The organism is Psychromonas arctica, from assembly GCF_036697365.1.
In the GTDB taxonomy this organism is placed as follows: Bacteria; Pseudomonadota; Gammaproteobacteria; order Enterobacterales; family Psychromonadaceae; genus Psychromonas; species Psychromonas arctica_A.
Map to the genome: position 1 here is coordinate 274,391 of NZ_JBAHZA010000004.1, position 18,269 is coordinate 292,659.

Annotated in this window: 15 protein-coding genes and 2 tRNA genes; 4 read left to right on the top strand and 13 right to left on the bottom strand. The window is 37.2% G+C overall.

Annotated elements, in window-relative coordinates:
• Positions 1–37: 37 nt before the first annotated feature.
• The 7 genes from V5290_RS06685 to purL form a co-directional block, all read right to left on the bottom strand.
• Positions 38–283, bottom strand: coding sequence for a hypothetical protein (locus V5290_RS06685; RefSeq protein WP_333383103.1), 246 nt, complete (start codon positions 281–283; stop codon positions 38–40).
• Between the two features lie 146 nt (positions 284–429).
• Positions 430–621, bottom strand: coding sequence for a DUF1289 domain-containing protein (locus tag V5290_RS06690; RefSeq protein ID WP_333383105.1), 192 nt, complete (start codon positions 619–621; stop codon positions 430–432).
• A gap of 14 nt (positions 622–635) precedes the next feature.
• A complete protein-coding gene (locus V5290_RS06695) occupies positions 636–1,076 on the bottom strand; it encodes a hypothetical protein (protein ID WP_333383108.1) in 441 nt (146 codons plus the stop codon).
• Between the two features lie 111 nt (positions 1,077–1,187).
• Entirely contained in the window at positions 1,188–1,814 is a 627-nt protein-coding gene (locus V5290_RS06700) for a sulfotransferase family 2 domain-containing protein (RefSeq protein ID WP_333383111.1), read from the bottom strand.
• A gap of 386 nt (positions 1,815–2,200) precedes the next feature.
• Entirely contained in the window at positions 2,201–3,658 is a 1,458-nt protein-coding gene (cls, locus tag V5290_RS06705) for a cardiolipin synthase (protein WP_333383113.1), read from the bottom strand.
• Positions 3,659–3,814: 156 nt separating this feature from the next.
• On the bottom strand, positions 3,815–6,520 hold the full coding sequence (locus V5290_RS06710; protein WP_333383115.1) for a sensor domain-containing protein: 2,706 nt from the start codon (positions 6,518–6,520) through the stop codon (positions 3,815–3,817).
• A 145-nt stretch (positions 6,521–6,665) separates the two neighbouring features.
• Positions 6,666–10,562 (bottom strand): phosphoribosylformylglycinamidine synthase, encoded by a 3,897-nt coding sequence (gene purL, locus V5290_RS06715; protein WP_333383118.1) that lies wholly within the window; start codon positions 10,560–10,562, stop codon positions 6,666–6,668.
• A 192-nt stretch (positions 10,563–10,754) separates the two neighbouring features.
• On the opposite strand from purL, the gene mltF reads away from it, so the two are divergent.
• The 3 genes from mltF (at position 10,755) to V5290_RS06730 (ending at position 14,525) form a co-directional block, all read left to right on the top strand.
• Positions 10,755–12,584: a membrane-bound lytic murein transglycosylase MltF gene (gene mltF, locus V5290_RS06720; protein ID WP_333383120.1), complete on the top strand. Its 1,830-nt coding sequence runs from the start codon at positions 10,755–10,757 to the stop codon at positions 12,582–12,584.
• 372 nt (positions 12,585–12,956) lie between these two features.
• The gene (locus V5290_RS06725; protein ID WP_333383123.1) at positions 12,957–13,370 is read left to right on the top strand and encodes a CBS domain-containing protein; all 414 of its coding nucleotides are present in this window, start codon (positions 12,957–12,959) and stop codon (positions 13,368–13,370) included.
• A 213-nt stretch (positions 13,371–13,583) separates the two neighbouring features.
• Positions 13,584–14,525: a DMT family transporter gene (locus V5290_RS06730; protein WP_333383126.1), complete on the top strand. Its 942-nt coding sequence runs from the start codon at positions 13,584–13,586 to the stop codon at positions 14,523–14,525.
• 97 nt (positions 14,526–14,622) lie between these two features.
• On the opposite strand, the gene V5290_RS06735 is transcribed toward V5290_RS06730, so the two are convergent.
• The 4 genes from V5290_RS06735 to ndk form a co-directional block, all read right to left on the bottom strand.
• Complete coding sequence (locus V5290_RS06735) at positions 14,623–14,793, bottom strand: hypothetical protein (protein ID WP_333383129.1); 171 nt, start codon at positions 14,791–14,793, stop codon at positions 14,623–14,625.
• Entirely contained in the window at positions 14,774–15,286 is a 513-nt protein-coding gene (tadA, locus tag V5290_RS06740; protein ID WP_333383132.1) for a tRNA adenosine(34) deaminase TadA, read from the bottom strand. Before tadA ends, V5290_RS06735 begins: the two co-directional genes overlap by 20 nt.
• A 4-nt stretch (positions 15,287–15,290) precedes the next feature.
• Entirely contained in the window at positions 15,291–16,163 is an 873-nt protein-coding gene (locus V5290_RS06745) for an A24 family peptidase (RefSeq protein WP_333383135.1), read from the bottom strand.
• A 182-nt stretch (positions 16,164–16,345) separates the two neighbouring features.
• Complete coding sequence (gene ndk / locus V5290_RS06750) at positions 16,346–16,774, bottom strand: nucleoside-diphosphate kinase (RefSeq protein WP_333383138.1); 429 nt, start codon at positions 16,772–16,774, stop codon at positions 16,346–16,348.
• Positions 16,775–16,925: 151 nt separating this feature from the next.
• Here ndk and V5290_RS06755 point away from each other — a divergent pair, with 151 nt between their 5' ends.
• Positions 16,926–17,801, top strand: coding sequence for an endonuclease/exonuclease/phosphatase family protein (locus V5290_RS06755; protein WP_333383140.1), 876 nt, complete (start codon positions 16,926–16,928; stop codon positions 17,799–17,801).
• 296 nt (positions 17,802–18,097) lie between these two features.
• Here V5290_RS06755 and V5290_RS06760 read toward each other — a convergent pair.
• Both V5290_RS06760 and V5290_RS06765 read right to left on the bottom strand, forming a co-directional pair.
• Positions 18,098–18,173, bottom strand: a tRNA-Gly gene (locus V5290_RS06760).
• Positions 18,174–18,193: 20 nt separating this feature from the next.
• A tRNA-Gly gene (locus V5290_RS06765) sits at positions 18,194–18,269 on the bottom strand.

Below are 18,269 nucleotides of genomic sequence, written 5' to 3' on the forward strand. Positions count from 1 at the left end.
CAAATCATTTTGTAATAAGCATGATAATAACAATAAGTTACTTTTTAATTGCAAGTTTCGAGGTTAAAAAATAAATAATGGCACTCTGTAAGAGTAAAGAGAAGGTCATTGATACAGTATACCAATCGTTGTAAAACACAGTAGGATTCTTATCTAATAAACCAGTTAACTCAATAAGTTGAAGCGGCCAAATACAATAGAAATTTGATAATTGACTATCCAAAATGGTCAATATAAATAAGGTTCCCACTGAAAAAACAAATGAGATAGTAAATAATTTCACAGGAAACTCCTCATAATTATTTAAATAAATAGTGCTCAATCCAAAGACAAAACTTAAAATAAGTAACATGAGCTAGAAAAACAACTACTTTCCATTTAACAAGCTAATTCTGCAATAAGGCTCACTAAAGCAACAACAATCCTTCCTCAGTCCTTTTTATTTGCTTGCTTTATCTGTTGTATCCTCTTGCTGAGCTCTTTTTCGAGGATATTTATTTTATACGGCGTCATTGATTTCCACTTTTCACATTCTTTTCTGGTTCTACCGCACCCTAGACACCAACCTTTAGAGCCTGAAAAATCACATTGATCAATACAAGGACTTTTTCTTTTCTTCATTTTGCGATCTCACTTTATTGCACTTCGAGTAACACTTGCTCAATGCTCTCTTCTAATACTCGAAGACGATTAAACTCTTCGAATATACGTTGTTCTAAATTTTTAAAATTAAGCGGTAATGTACGTTGGCAAATACCGTAACTGCTATCGAGTTTTTTATAGCCGTTCCAGCTTTTTATGCGCTTTTCTTCCAATACCATAAATCGACGAATAAACTCAGGTTGAGAAGGACAGTCTTCTTCTACGTGCATACAGATAGGAAAGGACTTTTGTTTAATTTGTGGCGCTTCGATAAAGGTTTCAAAATGAATACCGCTTTGATTTTGATTAAACCAATTATCTTTAGAGAGCTGTAAATAATTACCACGATTATAAATTTCCCAGCCATCATCAAACCAACTTGCTCTGTGAAGCATTTTTTCAAGATTACGAAATACGCTTTTTATATCTTTCATTAAGCTTATACCTGTCTAAATATATCTAAACAATCCAGTTGAGGGGCCCTGCATGAAAAATGGTGCTATCGATAAAGCACCATTATTAATAAGCTATTGAATACTTAAGCGTTAAAATTGATAGTTAAAGTACTTAATATCTTCTTTATACAATTCAGCAACTCTCTCTTTCGTTTCGATTGAATAATAATCTTCGTAGGCTTTCCTAACACTTTTGTTGTGATGGGGAAGTACTTCAGTATCAATACCTAAAGACGATGACAACTGAGGCATTTCAGTATTTAAATTTTCAAGCTTGAATACGTCATTAACTAATAGCTCGCCATTGTCATCTGTAATAAAATCGATCTGCTTTTTCCACTGAACATGCTCTTTCTTTTGAATAAGATCTAAATATTTCTCAAAGGAAGTCGACTTCTTCATTCCGACAAACTCTCTGAGATCTTTCCTTCTTTGCATGTAAGAAAACTGTGAAATAATCTTATCCCATGGATTTCTAACAATTGTAAATTTGTAATAAGCCTCGAAAACCTCTGCACCTACCTCTTCTCGAACTTGTTTCGCGAGCAGATGTTGTAAGCCACCTGTTTGATATTTATTGTAATTAGGTTTAACAAACCCCATCCAGAGCGACTCCGGCCCTCTTGAATCAACATCTGGCCATAAAAGGTTTTCAATGCTAGTTCCACCAGCTTTGGGAATATGGATAAAAATAGAGTTATGTTTATGGAATATCATAGTGCCTCATTATTATTATTATTATTATTATTATTATTATTATTATTATTATTATTATTATTATTATTATTATTATTATTTTTAGCGTTAGATTATTAGAAGAATTATCTAGTCATTTATATCACACTGCTAGGATTATTTTTTAAAGGACAAGTTCAAACTAGACAGTAATAGAGTAATGCTAAGGTGAATTAAGCGATAAAGCATTAATAAGATTGTTGAAAATGATCTATAGACTTGTTTATTTCATGACAGAGGTTTTACTCCATTCAGTCTGTTTTGCGACCTTCCATTAGTTAAACCTTTACATCGCCCCCAATGCAGTCGCTAAACGTATCAAACAAATAAACATTCAAGATAAAAGCGAAGCAATTACCCCCTATAAACTACAACAATGGGCTAAACAGGTACAAGACACCTTCTAATATACGTTTAAAGAAAGGGCGTTTTTGCCACTTCTCTAAGGTTAGCTGATTAGAGGCCAACGTATAATGCATCTGAGCAGTGAGTAGATCTCCGGCAAACTTCGGATTATCAATTAACATAGTCATTTCAAAATTTAACCAGAAACTACGTAGATCTAAATTAACTGTCCCCACCAGCGCTAATTTTTCATCAATCACAATACTTTTACTGTGTAATAAACCGCCATAAAACTGGTGAATTTCTACACCAGCTTTTAATAAGTCCTCAAAAAAAGCGCGAGATGCATATTTAACCATTAGGGAATCATTCTTAGCAGGTAATATAATTTTCACGTCTACACCTCGCATTGATGCAACCTGTAAAGCTGTTAATAGGCTTTCATCTGGCACGAAATAAGGAGAAGTTAATACCAAACTATATTTAGCCTCATAGATCGCCGTTAACAACACTTGGTGAATACCTACTTTTCCGAACTCTGGACCCGATGGAATGAGCTGCGAGTTTTCATCGCCTACTAAGGGAAATAAGGAGCGATTCGCAGGCGGCAAATCAAGGTGCTGTGCGGTTTCTAAACTCCAATCCCAAATAAACAAACCTTCCATGTGTTGTACGATTGGGCCTTCACAGCGCACCATTAAATCAATCCACTCACCAATCCCCTTCTCTACTTTGAAATAAGCAGGATCAACCAAATTCATACTACCGGTATATGCAATATGGTCATCAATACAGACGAGCTTGCGATGTAAGCGTAAATCCTGACGCTGGAAGAGTAACCGGAATGCACCAACAGGTAAGCCTTCCACAACTTCAACACCAGCTTTGCGTAATTGTGCGGGTAAAACTGATTTAAAAAAATCACTACTGCCTACAGAATCTAACAATAATTTACAGGTTACACCGCGTTGTGCAGCTGCTTTTAACTCTTCTAATAATTGGTCAACTAATCCACCATGATTACAGATATAAAACATTAAATAACAATGCTTTTTAGCCTCTCGAATCTCTTTGGTTAGCTCTAATAAAATATCGTCCGTAGTGGTTAATAAAGTATGTTTATTACCCTTTACCATGGGCATATTAGTATAGGATTCAACAAATGATTGCATGGCATGTGCATTCTCACTAATTAATGCTTTATCTTGTTTATAAGTATTCGCTTGCTCTTCTATCCACTTTAAAAAAGCACCTGAAAGTAGCTTTCGACGTTTACTGCGTTTTGCTCCTAGATTTAGCTCACCAAAAATTAAATAGCCGATCATTCCGGCTAATGGAACAGCAAAAATTAAAAACAACCAAGCAAGTGAAACACCAATCGGCTTTCGCTTAATGATGACACGTAACGAGATAAGTGTTAAAAAACTAAAATACAAGGTCGCTGAAAAGACGAGATACACCTCGCTTTCTAACCAGTTCATATTTATGCCTAGGTTTGCCATTATAGTCCTATCAGTCAGAGAAAATAGAGCAGTGCTGCTTAATCAGAGAGTATTATTAATAATGCGGATGGTAGCAAAAATGCCACGATAGGATAGTTATTTTTAGCTATCCTATCGTGGCATGTTGGTAGGTAGTTATTTTCGCTTATGGCATCTTAGGTAAAAAGTGGCCTCCGAGGAACTCATTGCTTCTTTGGTAGGCTGGTTTTTACCTGCAATAAATTGGTGATCATTAATAAGCTGCTCTCTTGGATCATTATCAATAGTGTCACCCACTACATCAATACCTAAAGAGTTAGCTAATACAAATACCGATTTTAACATTGCCTCACCAGCTAAATACCCAGGAACACCTTGAATAAAGTGTTTGGATATTTTGAATTTATCAATATTCAGTTTATCAATAGAATATAATACAGAGCGCTCAGCACCAAAGCCATCTACAGTGAAAGAGATCCCCAAACGACTCAAGTTAAGTAAGTTTTCTTGTATGGTGTAAAGATCATTACTGAATAAGCTTTCATCAATTGCTAGCTCAAACCAACTCGCTCTAGCCCCTGTATCCAAAAATATTTTCTGAATCGATGCTATTAATGAAAGCTGTGATAACTCCGCTTTTGATATGCTAAATGCAACGCGACCAAAATTAATCCCAGCATTATGCCACTTCACTGCTTGATGAGCAGCTTTAGTAAACATTTTCATGCTTAATTCAACCATCACCCCTGACTGCTCAGCCAACATCAAGAAGCGTTCTGGTAACAAAGTACCATGCTCAGGATGATGCCATCTAAGCACACTCTCAACGGCAACAATCTGACGCTTATTTAAGTCATACTGGGGTTGATAATAAACATCAAATTGATTTTCATTTAATGCCACTTTTAACTCATTTTCTAATGCAAGTTGATTGGTCGAGTTAATAGTTAATTCGTTTGTGTAGAAATGGTAAGCACTACTTTTATCATTTTTGCTGCGGTACATAGCATTTTCTGCATTAGACAAAACACTATCGACATCCGCCCCGTCATCTGGGCATATGCTGATCCCAATAGACGTAACTAAATTAACAGCAATGCCTTCCATAGTGACAGTGCCAGAAAATTGTTGGGCAATTTGTCGTGCAATTAACGCTACGACTTGCTCATTTTCTAACTCTTCAATGACTAAAGCAAATTGGTCATCACTGATACGGGCGATAATATCTTTATCTGAAGCAAGCTCTTTAAGGCGTTTAGCGATGCCTCTAAAGATAACATCACCTTTATTATGTCCATATCGCTCATTAACAGCTTTAATGCCTTTAATCTCGATATGTAGCACACCAATTGCCGTCTGTTTGTGGTTAGCTCTGGCGATTGCTTTTTCTAAATGGGTGAACAGCGCTATACGGTTATTTAATCCCGTCAATGAATCATGCTTAGACAGGTATTGAATCTTCGCTTCATAATCTTTATTTTGAGTTAAATCAGTAAACACAAACACTCGATTATTCATGTTGTCGCTGCCGTGTTTAACTTCATTCACTTCTAACCAGAAGTACCCTAGGTAACCCATTTTAGTGTAGAAACGAACATTCCCCTGCCATTTCCCTTCTTTTGCAATACCCACTTCAATATCATCAAATAAGGTACAAGAGTCAAAACCATCAGCAAAAGAGGTAATGTTAACGTTAATCAACTCTTCTTTAGAATAACCAGAAACACTGAAACAGGCATCATTTGCAGTGATCACAACTCCTGTATTATCAGTCACTAAAATACCATCACGGCTATTTTCAAATACCACATTAGCAAGTCTTAATTGCTTTTCTATAATGCTTTGCTCTGTAATATCTCGACCAATTGCAAAGAGTCCTTGCACTTCACCATCTTTATCTCGAAGGGGAACTTTCTGCATGAAAATAAAGTGCTTTTCCCCATTGTTATAAGTGAGGTATTCATTATTTGCATAACTCTCGTTATTGCTCATTACTTGTACGTCTTGGGCCTGACACATTCTTGCTTGATTTATTTCAAACAATTCATCATCAGACTTACCAATTATCTCAGCCTCAGAGCATCCAACAAACTTTTCAAATTGCTTATTACAACCAATAAAGCGGCTATCTAGATCTTTAAAGAAAATTAAATCCTCAGATAAGTCTGTCGTAGCGCGAAGCATGACTCGTTCTTTCTCGATAGCGGCTTTAACTGAGTTCATTTCTGAAATATCAAAAAGCATCCCGACGCGCATATTGCAGCCGACATCGACTTCTTCACGTAATAAGAATTCACGCTTACCTCCACAGCACTCTTTAATATTGCATTCCAACATTAAAGGTTGAGTCAATTCAACGGAATCGTTATTAGTTGCCAGTAATTCCGAGGTAGCTTCATTAGGTAAAAGTGAAGCCAGCGTTTTACCAACTAATGCATCAGGAGAATAACCAAAAATATTAGAGAAATAAGAATTACAGGCGATGATTAAACCATCATTACTTTTATAGTAAATGGGGATACTTATACAATTAAGCGTTGATTTAATCTCATCTGAAATACAATCTTTTACTTTAGATTCAGTAATACATTCAGATTTATCTGAGCCTTCTTTTTCGCTTGATAAATAAGTACAGTTTAATGTCGGATACTGCTGTGTTAAGCGTTCTTTTAACACCTCAGAAATAGGTTCTTCACAAATAAAATAATCAAAATGTTGTGCTTGCAACATTTCCTCAAGACCATTCACACAATGACAGTGAGTAAGATTTGATGCATTGGATGCTGCATTGATGGGTAATAAGGCTTTAACTAATTGTACATTATTGCCTATGTATAAAACCTTACTGACTTGACTAGACAACCGAATAGCCCTCCATGACGAAAACAATAATATTAACACAGTGCACTATTACAATGCATTGAGTTAATACCATTGATATAAAAACAATCGTGCATTAAAACACAAAAAGGGAGCATTATGCTCCCTTTTATTAACTAAACTATGCTTAACCTAACTGTTTGCGTACATTTCTGAACATACGCATCCATGGGCTATCTTCTTTCCACTCATCTGGATGCCAAGAGTTAGCCACTGTTCTAAATACACGCTCAGGGTGAGGCATCATAATAGTGACACGACCATCCTTAGACGTTAAACCAGTAATACCGTTTGGCGAACCATTTGGATTTGATGGATAAGATTCAGTGTTATTACCGTAGTTATCGATAAAGCGTAATGCAACTGACCCACTTGCTTCAATAGCAGCAAGGTGTGAGCTGTCTTTCACTTCCACACGACCTTCACCATGAGAAACGGCAATAGGCATTTGTGAGCCGACCATGTCGTTTAAGAATAACGAGTTAGATTTTTGTACTTCTACTAAGCTGAAACGTGCTTCAAAACGCTCAGAGTTGTTACGTACAAAACGCGGCCATAAATCAGAACCAGGAATTAACTCATTTAGGTTCGATAACATCTGACAACCGTTACACACACCTAATGCAAATGAGTTTTCACGCTCAAAGAAAGTTTGGAACTGGTTACGCGCTTGTTCGTTGAACAAGATAGACTTAGCCCAACCTTCACCAGCACCTAGTACGTCACCGTAAGAGAAACCCCCACAAGCCACTAAGCCAGCAAAGTTATCTAATTGAACATTACCCGATAAGATATCGCTCATGTGTACATCAATCGCAGAGAAACCTGCGCGGTTAAACGCTGCTGCCATCTCTTGTTGTGAGTTAACACCTTGCTCACGTAAGATAGCCATACGTGGTTTAACGCCTTTAGCAATATAAGGTGCAGCAACATCTTCATTGATATCAAATGTTAATTTAGCTGATAGACCAGGATCTTTATCATCTAATTTAAGATCAAACTCTTGTTGTGCACATTCAGAGTTATCACGTAATGATTGCATTTTCAGTGTTGTTTCAGCCCAAATACCACGGAACTCAGCACGTTTAGCCGTTAATACTTCAACACCATCACGTAGGAATTCAATTTGGTCTGTGTTATTGATTGAACCAATCACTAACGAGTTAGACGATAAACCATGTCCAGCTAAGGTGTTCAGGACAGCCTCTTTGTCTTCACGCTTAACTTGAATAACAGCACCTAGCTCTTCTGAGTACAATGCAGAGAAGTCATCGTTACCAACTTGGTCAAGTTTAACAGTTACACCACAGTGTCCAGCAAAGGCCATTTCTGTAATAGTTGAGAATAAACCGCCATCACTTCTGTCGTGATAAGCTAATAATTTCTTATCAGCTAATAAGCTTTGCACTGAGTTAAAGAAGCCTTTTAATAATTCAGGGCTATCTAAATCAGGCGTTGTTTCACCTAACTGCTTATATACTTGCGCTAGTGATGAACCACCTAAACGGTTTTTACCATTACCTAAATCGATTAGGATCAGGTCAGTTTCACCTTGGTCTGTGCGTAATTGCGGTGTCACCGTATTACGGATATCACGTACTGCACCAAATGCAGTGATGATCAATGATAATGGTGAAGTCACCTCTTTATCACTGCCATCTTCTTCCTGCCAACGAGTCTTCATTGACATTGAATCTTTACCTACAGGAATAGTTAATTCCAACTCAGGACATAACTCTTCGCCAACCGCTTTAACTGCTTCATATAAACCAGCATCTTCACCAGGGTGACCCGTTGCTGACATCCAGTTAGCAGATAGTTTAATACGTTTGAAATCACCAATATCAGAACAAGCGATATTAGTAATTGATTCCGCCACTGCTAAGCGAGCAGATGCACCAAAGTTAAGTAATGCCACAGGTGTACGTTCACCTAGCGCCATTGATTCACCAAAGTAAGTATCGTAACTTGCAGCTGTTACTGCACAATCGGCAACAGGTACCTGCCAAGGACCAACCATTTGGTCACGAGCAACTAAGCCAGTTACCGTACGGTCACCAATTGTGATTAAGAAGGTTTTTTCTGCGATTGAAGGTAAACGTAACAAACGTTCTGCCGCTTCTTTCACACTTGCACCAGAGAAGTCTAACGCTTTACCTTTAGCAGTTTGTGATTGAACATCACGGTGCATTTTAGGTGCTTTACCTAGTAACACTTCTAGTGGCATATCGATTGGTTTGTTATCAAACTCAGGATCGTTAAGCGTTAAATGTAGCTCTTCAGTGGCAGTACCTATTACTGCATATTGTGCACGTTCACGCTTACAAATCGCTTCAAAAGTCGCTAGGTTTTCAGGCTTAACTGCCATTACATAACGTTCTTGAGATTCATTACACCAGATTTCATGCGGTGCCATGCTCTTTTCATCATTTGGAATAGCACGTAAATCGAACACACCACCTCGACCGCCATCGTCCACTAATTCAGGCATAGCGTTAGATAAACCACCAGCACCTACATCGTGAATAAATTGGATTGGGTTGTTTTCACCCATTTGCCAACAACGATCGATTACTTCCTGACAACGACGTTCCATTTCTGGATTCTCGCGCTGTACTGAAGCAAAATCTAAGTTTTCAGAAGAAGCACCCGAATCCATTGAAGAAGCAGCACCGCCACCTAAACCAATGTTCATAGCAGGACCACCTAACACGATTAATTTCGCGCCAACTGGGATATCTTTTTTCTGTACGTGTTCACGGCGGATATTACCTAAACCACCCGCTAGCATGATAGGTTTGTGGTAACCACGGATCTCGCTACCGTTATGGCTATCTACTTTTTCTTCATAAGTACGGAAATAACCTAAAATGTTAGGGCGACCAAACTCATTATTAAATGCAGCACCACCTAAAGGTGCTTCCAACATAATATCTAACGCAGAAACGATACGGCTTGGTTTACCGAAGTCTGTTTCCCATGCTTGTTCAAAACTTGGAATACGTAAGTTAGATACAGAGAAACCCACTAAACCCGCTTTAGGTTTTGAACCAATACCTGTTGCGCCTTCATCTCGAATTTCACCGCCAGAACCAGTTGCAGCACCAGGGAATGGCGAGATAGCAGTTGGGTGGTTATGTGTTTCAACCTTCATTAAGATATCGATATCTTCATGATGGTAACCAAACTCGCGGTCATCAACACTTGGGAAGAAACGACCTGCTTGGTAGCCTTCCATTACCGCTGCATTATCTTTATAAGCAGACAATACATATTCAGGATGTAATTCGTGAGTATTACGAATCATTTTAAATAATGATTTAGGCTGTTTTTGACCATCGATGGTCCAATCAGCATTAAATATTTTATGACGACAATGTTCTGAGTTTGCCTGGGCAAACATCATTAATTCGATATCATTAGGATTACGTTCCAACTTAATAAAGTTTTCAACTAAGTAATCAATTTCATCATCAGCAAGTGCTAAACCTAAGTTCACGTTGGCAACTTCTAATGCGCTACGGCCTTCGCCTAGTACATCAACACTGGTCATCTCGCCCGGCGTACCTTGTACAAATAAGGTCGCAGCTTCTTCCAACGACGTTAATACGACTTCCATCATGCGATCATGCAATAAGCCAGTTAACGCTTGAATTTGTTGTTCATTTAACTCTGTTTTAGTTTCAACGTAATAAGCAATACCTCGCTCTAAACGCTTCACTTTAGTAAGACCACAATTTTTAGCAATGTCCGTTGCTTTTGAAGACCAAGGCGAAATAGTGCCTGGGCGTGGTGTAACAAATAACAGAGTCCCTACTGGGTCATGCTCTGCAATCTTAGGTCCGTAAGTTAATAGCTTTTGTAGAACAGCTAACTCTTGGTCATTTAAAGAATCAGAAAGATCTGCAGCATGCATAAATTCAGCATAAATGCCTGTTACAGGTAGATCTAACACTTCACAGTTTTTCAACAACTGGTTAACACGAAATGTCGATAAGGCAGGTGCCCCACGCAAAATTTCCATAGGTTATTACTCTCGTTGGATAAATAAATGAACTTGGGTTTAGCTCAATATTATAAAAGAAAAGCATTTTTTATTAAATAGAAACACTCTATAGTCTGTCATAAATAAACCTGATAATTGGTAAATAAATAGATATTTAAATCGTTTATTAGATAATCTACCAATTCGACTCATTGGATCGGCAAAATTTTTATGAATAAACCTGTTTTTCTTACCTCTATGACGATTAAGTTTAAGTTGCTCTTGGGCGCCATTTTTATACTTTCATTAACAGCCTGTAATCCAATAACGCCAACAACAGATCTTGAAGAAATGCAGGCACGTCAGACATTAATTATGGGCACCATGAATAGCGCGCTGACCTACAGCTTTGACGGTGATAATTACAGTGGTTTAGATTACGAGCTAGGTAAAAAATTTGCTAAGTATCTCAACCTAAAACTAATCATTAAAGAATATGATGATCTAGACTCATTATTTTTAGCTTTAGAGGATAATGAAATAGATTTTGCAGGGGCAGGTTTAACCTTAACGCCTAAACGAGCTGAGAAATACCGCAGTTCTCCACCTTATTATTATCTTTCGCAAACCTTGGTTTATCACAAAGGAACTTATCGCCCTCGCGATATTGCAGATATAGATGCTCCGGTTAATGTACTCAAGGGGAGTAGCCATGAAGAGAACATAAAAGCTTCGTTAATTGACCATCCAAGTCTAGAAATCAATGTATTAGAAAATGAAGATCAAGAATCTTTATTACAAAAAGTTGCCCAAAAAGAGATTCGCTATGCGATTGTGGACAGCACTACTTTGGCACAAAAACAACGCTACTACCCTTCCCTTGCTGAAGCTTTTACTATTTATGAAAAACAGCCCGTCGCTTGGCTAATTCGTAAAGCTCAAGATGATTCTTTTTATTCGGCGATGATTGAGTTCATGGGTAACCAATATAATTCAGGGACCATTGCGAAGGTTGAAGAAAAATATTTCGGCCATATCGGTGACTTTGATTATGTCGACACACGCATTTTTTTAAAACGTATTGAAAGTCGTTTACCTAAATATGAAGCGCTATTTAAGCAATACTCTACACCTGAAGTACCCTGGTTATTATTAGCATCAGTAAGTTATCAAGAATCGCACTGGAACCCTAAGGCCACCTCCCCAACCGGTGTACGAGGAATGATGATGTTAACTCGAGATACTGCAAAATTTGTGGGGATCAAAAACCGTCTTAACGCCGAACAAAGTATCCAAGGTGGAGCAAAATACCTAACGCAACTGATCAAACGGTTGCCTGAAAGTATTCCTGAAGATGAACGAATTTGGTTTGCATTAGCTTCTTATAATATCGGTTTAGGTCACCTATTGGACGTTCGAAGAATTACTAAAATGCGCGAACAAAATCCAGATTCATGGGCAGATGTAAAAGAAAATTTACCGCTATTACATGAAAGAAAATGGTACACAAAAACACGTTATGGTTATGCTCGTGGACGTGAAGCTAAGCATTATGTAGATAATATTCGAGAATACTTAGAAACCTTAACTTGGCATGCACAAGAACAAGAAAAAGCGCTTAAATTAGCTGAAGAAGAAAAAGCGGAAGAAGAAAGATTAGCAGCGATTAAAAAGGCGGAAGAAGAAAGATTAGCGGCTATTGAGCTAGAAAAACAAAAGAAACTTGAAGAAGAGAAAATAGCCGAAGCACAACGTCAAGCAGCAATTGAAGCTGAAAATCAGGCTAGAAAAGCAGCTGACAAGCAAGCAGAAGAAGCCAAAAAAGCCGCAATAGAGGCAGAAAAACAAGCCGTATTAGCAGCTGAAAAAGCTAAGCAAGCTGCATTAAAAGCTGCTGAAAAAATTGAAGCAGAGACAGCTGCTAAGTTAGCAGAGCAACAAAAAGTACAAGCTGAAGCGGCTGCGAAACTCGCGGCGGATCAAAAAGCACAAGCAGAGGCCGCGGCTAAATTAGAAGAAGAACAGAAATCTATCATAGACAAAGAGGCAGCAAATCCTTAATAATACCAATCACACTAATTAACTGATCTATTTTACTTGTTAAAATAACTTATTTCTTCGTTGTAATTTTCGGAAGTAGAACAACTACTTAATTTAAATTACGCCTTGAACTCAGTCATTTTTCCTGCGTAAAATTTAGATCACTTATTTAATATAATTGGTATAAATACATAACATTATTAATAAGAGGCTAATTAAACTAAGACGAGTTAATAGTTATATGACTCAGATTAATTAGCCGCTCACCACAGTACGCTTATCTAATAAAAACATAAAAACCTATCAATTCAATACAAACAATCGATTTAGACAATACTAAAACTTCATTTATGATTATCAATATCAACTTATAACAATTATAAAGGTCTTAAAATGAGCACAAAAACAGTTAGTCAAATAATGAACAACAACCCGATCACATTACAGTGTCACACATCACTAACTGATATAGTAAAAACATTAATTAGTAGTCAACAATCACAATTACCAGTGATTAATAAACAGAAAAAGCTATTAGGAATGGTATCGCTCGTGGGTTGCCAAAAAGCATTATTAAGCAGTGCTTACCATTGTGACAAGCCAGTACAGGTTGATAACGTAATGACGACAAGCTTTAGTGCATTTAATGCAGATGAAGATCTATCTGAAGTGGCTATCAAAACGCAGCATTTATCAGATAATATCTTTCCAGTAGTCAAAGAAGATAAGTTAATTGGTATTATGAAACGAACAGATCTACTGACTCACCTACAGAACAACTTATCTTTATGTTCACAAAAGCAATAGTCTTTCTCATAAATTAAATTAACAATAAAAAATGCACAATGATCAGTAAATTTAAAAAAATAATAAAGGTTGGTTTGTAAACAACAGATCAACCACTTAGCATGCCCTACCTTGATTTAACTCAACCTAAACCACGATACAAAAATAGTTTTCTGTACAAATGCATTAAAAATAGGCAGAGTGCTCCCCCTTTTTATTTTAAGAGCAACATGAATGAACGTAATATTGGCAATGATCGCTGCATTTTTTTGGGGTACAACCTATGCAGTCACACAATACACATTAAGCGGATGGCCTCCTCTACTGTTAGGCGCATTGCGAGCATTGCCAGCAGGTTTACTGCTACTTGCCTTTAAACCAAATTTACCAAAAGCAGATGAATGGCCTGTATTAATTCGATTAGGTTCAATTAATATTGCCTTGTTTTTTGGCTTATTGTTTATTATGGCGCAAACACTACCTTCTGCCATATCAGGAGTGGGTATGGTTTCATTACCAGTATTTGCGATGTTCTATTATTGGATTGTTCATAAGAGCACACCAACGAAAGTACAACTGATTTCTGGTGGCACTTTAATCACACTTGCTTGGTTCTTATTTGATCCACTACATCTAAAACTCAATCCAGTAGGGTTAGTCGCTATGCTTTGTGCATTAGCCTGCATCGTGATCGGCAGTAACATTACTAAAAACCTCGGATTAAAAATGCACTGGTGGCCAGTCTTATGCTGGCAGTTAATTATTGGTGGTAGTATTTTGACGGTAATCGCAATAATGCATGCTTTATCCTCACCAACACAATATGTATCAGTATTACAAAACATTAGCTTATTAAATGTTGGCGGTTTAGTTTGGCTAATCGCACTCAATACTATGCTAGCTTACTCACTATACGTTTGGTTGCTTAGCCGAATGACAGTAGTAGAGTTTACTTTTGCAGGTATTAGTAATCCGATTGCAGGTATTTTGATGGGACTAATATTAGTTGGCGAAGAATTTACCTATACACAATATACATTGATGGCATTGATCATTATGACCTCATTATTAGGATCTTTATTAAGTACTTATTTCGCTAAAAAGCAGGTCGGTAAGCAAAAAGATAAAACCATCATTAATAACGAAATTAAACCTACAGCAACTAAGTCTATTTAACACTTGGATTCAGATAATAAAAAACGCTTTTATTAATGTACTTTGTTATTGCTACATAAATAAAAGCGTTAAATATTGTTCCTATATGGATAGGAACTTAATCTTTCTTTTCAAGGCTCACTTGAATATTTTTACTATTACCGGCAAACCACTTCTGTACATATAAACTACCAATAATTGGCGGTTGCCCATCTTCTGGCACTTCTTTATAACGAACACTATTTTTAGTTTCTTTTTCTATTTCGAAATTAACTATTTTTTTGCTCATCGTTACGCTCCTTTTTTAAAGCTTTTTTTTCTTTACGGCGACGCTTAAAAAAATCACTGATTTTTGTAGCACATTGTTCAGCATCAACTCCAGCAGTAACTTGTACTTGATGATTCAACTGCTCATGACGTACTAAATCAAAAACGCTACCAGCAGCCCCAGTTTTATAATCTCCTGCACCATACACTAAACGCTTAATGCGCGAATGCACAATCGCTCCAGCACACATAGGACAAGGCTCTAAAGTCACATATAAAGTACAATCAATCAAACGGTAATTTTGTAAATATTTTCCGGCTTTAGCAATTGCGTTTACCTCTGCATGGGCACAAGCATTATGCTCAACAATCGATAAGTTCCAGCCTTCTCCAACAATGTGATTATCTTTAACTAGAACTGCACCAACAGGAATTTCTCCCAAGGCTTCTGCTTTATCTGCCAAAGATAACGCGTATTGCATCCAATCATGATCAGTAAAGTTTTCAGTATTCATGGTATTAAAGTATCAATGAAAGATAGAGCTCGTTTAGCTCTGTACCATAGACTAAATAAACCCAACCAGCGATCGCTAAATATGGGCCAAAAGGCATAGGTTTACTTTGTTTATCTTTGGATAAGGCAATCATGATGATGCCCAGAATAGCACCAGCAAATGAAGAGATAATAATAATTAAAGGCAGCGCTTGCCAACCAAACCATGCACCTAATGCAGCTAATAACTTAAAGTCACCGTACCCCATGCCCTCCTTGCCCGTTAGGAGCTTAAAAGCCCAGTAAATTGACCAAAGGGTCAAGTAACCAAATACGGCGCCTAATACAGCATCTTGGAGCCCTGTAAAGGTACCAGACATATTGACTAATAAACCCAGCCAAACTAAAGGCAAAGTTAACTGATCTGGCAGCAACATAGTATCGACATCGATAAAGGTTAAACTGATTAACGTCCAAGTAAAAAATAATGCAAATAAAACAGGCCAACCAAAGGGAATAAAGTAAGCCACAGCTAATGACATCAAACCTGTCAATAACTCTATACTTGGGTAACGTGCTGGGATTTTGCAATCGCAATGTTTGCAGCGACCTTTTTGTAGCAGCCAACTCACTAACGGAATATTTTCAAGTGAGCCAATTAAATGATTACATTTAGGACAACGAGAACGAGGTAGGACTAGATTGAAAGTTGAATTATCGACTTTAATGTTACTATCGGGAAATGTTTCTGCACAATCCGCTTCCCAACTGCGTTGCATCATTACGGGTAAGCGGTAAATAACAACATTTAAAAATGAACCAACCAATAAACCTAAGACTAAAACAAGTCCAAAATAAAACGAGGGAACTTGTTCCATCAATGTGATCACGTCACTCATAAATGCCTTTATTGTTAAGATTTGAATTATTGTGGGTAATTATTAAGTATCATCATCAAATTTATTGATACTGACGATACTTAATGTAGGCAATCGATCATACTGGTTAACATAATTAATAAAGTAAACGATTAAAGAAAACATTCGCTAACCATATTAACCAATATGAAAAATATTAAAGTTTATGCTTTAACGCAAATTTCATCATCAACAAAGAAATAAGCAATTTCACGTGCAGCAGACTCTGGACTATCTGAACCATGTACTGCATTTAAACGTGTAGACTCAGCAAAGTCAGCACGAATAGTGCCTGCAGCTGCTTGTGTCGGGTCTGTTTTACCAATAAGTTCACGGTAAGCAGGAATAATATCTTCACCCTGTAATACTAACGCCATTGTTGGACCAGATGTCATGAACTCAATTAACGGCTCATAAAAATCTCTGCCTTCGTGCTCAGCATAAAATCCTTCAGCTTGTTCACGTGTTAATTGCATTAATTTTGCAGCCACAACAGTAAAGCCTGCTTGTTCAAATCGTTGTAAAATAGTGCCAATTAGTTGTTTACCAACAGCATCAGGTTTAATCATGGAAAGTGTTCTTTCTAATGGCATAATAGCTTCTTAAAATTAGTTAATGGGACTCTTAATATACCCTGTATAGACACTGGCTATCAATAACAACCTGAGTATTCAGAACTCAATATCACATTTCCTTCGTATAGATGGGTATTTATCGTGCAGTTTTTATTTAAGGCAACATAAAATGCAAGTTAATTTCAATATAAAAAAAACCATATTCATCCCCTTAATAACGCTGATTGCAATCGCTTTTGGGTTTATTGGTAATGCATTATTACCTGATACACCAACAAAAATGACCATTATTAATCGACAACAAACGCAATTTACAGCAACTTGCCCTGCATTGAGCGAGCCTTTACTAACAAACAATGAAACTGCCTTACCAGCCACTTTTTCTTTATTGAATTGGAATATTTACAAACAACAAAATAAGCAGTGGTTAACACAACTAACCAAATGGACACAACAAGCTAACTTACTCACATTGCAAGAAACTAAATATAGCCCCGCTTTCAGGCAATTTACACAACAGCAACAATTATTACCTTTGCAAAATATTGCCTTTCAATACCAACAGATCAATTATGGAGTGAATACTTTAAGTAAAACGACTCCGTTACAGGTTTGTGGAACTCGTTATACGGAACCTTGGAGTCGAATTCCTAAGAGTGCAGTAGCATCAACTTATCAAATAACAGGAAGTAAAAATCCTTTATTAGTGGTAAACCTACATGGGGTGAATTTCACACTAACCGCAGCACCTTTAGCAGAACAATTACGTCCTTTTATCACTTTAATTAAAGCCCACAAAGGCCCAGTGATCGTTGCTGGTGACTTTAATACCTGGAGTGAAGCGCGAACGTTGACCGTTGACCAAGCATTAACTGAGTTAACTTTAAATGAAGTAACATTTAACACCGATAACAGGCTGAAGATATTTGGCAGACCATTAGACCATGTTTTTTATAGAGGTTTAACAGTGTCTAATGCACGAAGTATTCCTACTAATGCATCCGACCATACACCGCAGTTAATTACTTTTAAGTACAAAAATTGAAAATTTGTAAAAGTTTAGGCTAAAAACTCATATTTTCAGCTTTTAACTTGTCAAAATTATTTAATACTTTGAAAGGTAATAGTAGATTTGAGAATAGTTTGAAATGGTACAGGAAACTAAAAAACACATGACCCCAGCTCTTAACTTGGCAAGGTTGTTTGATACTTTAAAGGGGAATTATAAATTCTAGAATGATTTGGAGCGGTACACGAGACTAAAGAAACACATGACCCCAGCTCTTAACTTGGCAAGGTTGTTTGATACTTTAAAGGGGAATTATAAATTCTAGAATGATTTGGAGCGGTACACGAGACTCGAACTCGTGACCCCAACCTTGGCAAGGTTGTGCTCTACCAACTGAGCTAGTACCGCTTCATAGAGGTTTTAGAATTTGGAGCGGTACACGAGACTCGAACTCGTGACCCCAACCTTGGCAAGGTTGTGCTCTACCAACTGAGCTAGTACCGC